Source organism: Frankia sp. CcWB2, assembly GCF_977927585.1.
Window position 1 is genome coordinate 8,208 of record NZ_CDWRCM010000133.1, and the last position, 1,188, is coordinate 9,395.

The following is a 1,188-nucleotide window of genomic DNA, read 5'->3' on the forward strand; positions in this document are numbered from 1 at the left end:
GGCCCCGTTGGCACGAGTTCGTCCACCACGGCCGGCGGTACACCGGCATACGCCGTGGGTCGTGCTGCCTGGCCTACCGGCTTGGTGACGACTACTGCACCTCGTGTCCCTTTACCGGTGACCAGGATCGCGAGGAACGGCTGCGCGCCTGGGTCGACACGCAGGGCAACGGAGGACTTGCGGTCTGAGAATCACCCGAAGCACAGCCCGAGTATGCGCACGTAAAGTAGTTACTCACAAAATGCAAGCAAGATCTGTCGCTGAAACTCCCCAGGGCGGCGACAATGAGTAACATTGACAACGCAAAACGATATACATGTGAGTTGAATCACAACAAGATACACCTCCTCATCCACTACCGTCGGTAGCATCGGCGAGGAGGCTCACCGCGGTGGGACGCACCGCTTGACGCGTCCCACCGCACCGTACGCCCGACCGGAGACGTCGCGAAGCGGGCGGCGTCGTTCTGCTCTTGGCGGAACGACGTGAGGGAGTCATGGCTGGTCGGCCACGGTTGCCTTAGACGTCTCCGCTGGTCGGACCGGTACTTGCGCCGGTCCGCCGCCCACGACGATGTGGACGGTGCCGGCGGGTAGGTTTCTGTTCGATGCGTGAGGACATGCCTCGGCGGAGCTAGCATGCGGATACCGGCTGTCGTGTGGTCGGTCGCAGCTCGAAGGAGCGCACATGTTCGAGAGATTCACCGACCGGGCACGTCGGGTCGTCGTCCTGGCCCAAGAAGAGGCCAGGATGCTCAACCACAACTACATCGGGACCGAGCACATCCTGCTCGGCCTGATCCACGAGGGCGAGGGCGTCGCCGCCAAGGCCCTCGAGTCCCTCGGCATCTCCCTTGAGGGTGTGCGGTCACAGGTCGAAGAGATCATCGGCCAGGGGCAGCAGGCACCGAGCGGGCACATCCCGTTCACGCCGCGCGCGAAGAAAGTCCTGGAGCTGTCGCTTCGGGAGGCGCTGCAGCTCGGTCACAACTACATCGGCACCGAGCACATCCTGTTGGGCCTGATCCGCGAGGGCGAGGGCGTCGCCGCTCAGGTGCTCGTCAAGCTGGGTGCGGACCTCAACCGGGTGCGCCAGCAGGTCATCCAGCTGCTGTCCGGTTACCAGGGCAAGGGCGAGACCGCCACGTCCGGCGCGCCCGCCGAGGGGACCCCGTCCACCTCCCTGGTG

Annotated in this window: 2 protein-coding genes; both read left to right on the forward strand. The window is 64.7% G+C overall.

Annotated features, from left to right (window positions below):
- The coding region (locus ACY45C_RS14470; RefSeq protein ID WP_462188129.1) for a (2Fe-2S)-binding protein at positions 1-188 on the forward strand (188 nt) is incomplete at its 5' end.
- A 499-nt stretch (positions 189-687) separates the two neighbouring features.
- Positions 688-1,188 (forward strand): Clp protease N-terminal domain-containing protein (locus ACY45C_RS14475; RefSeq protein WP_462188130.1); only part of this gene is annotated, 501 nt, incomplete at its 3' end.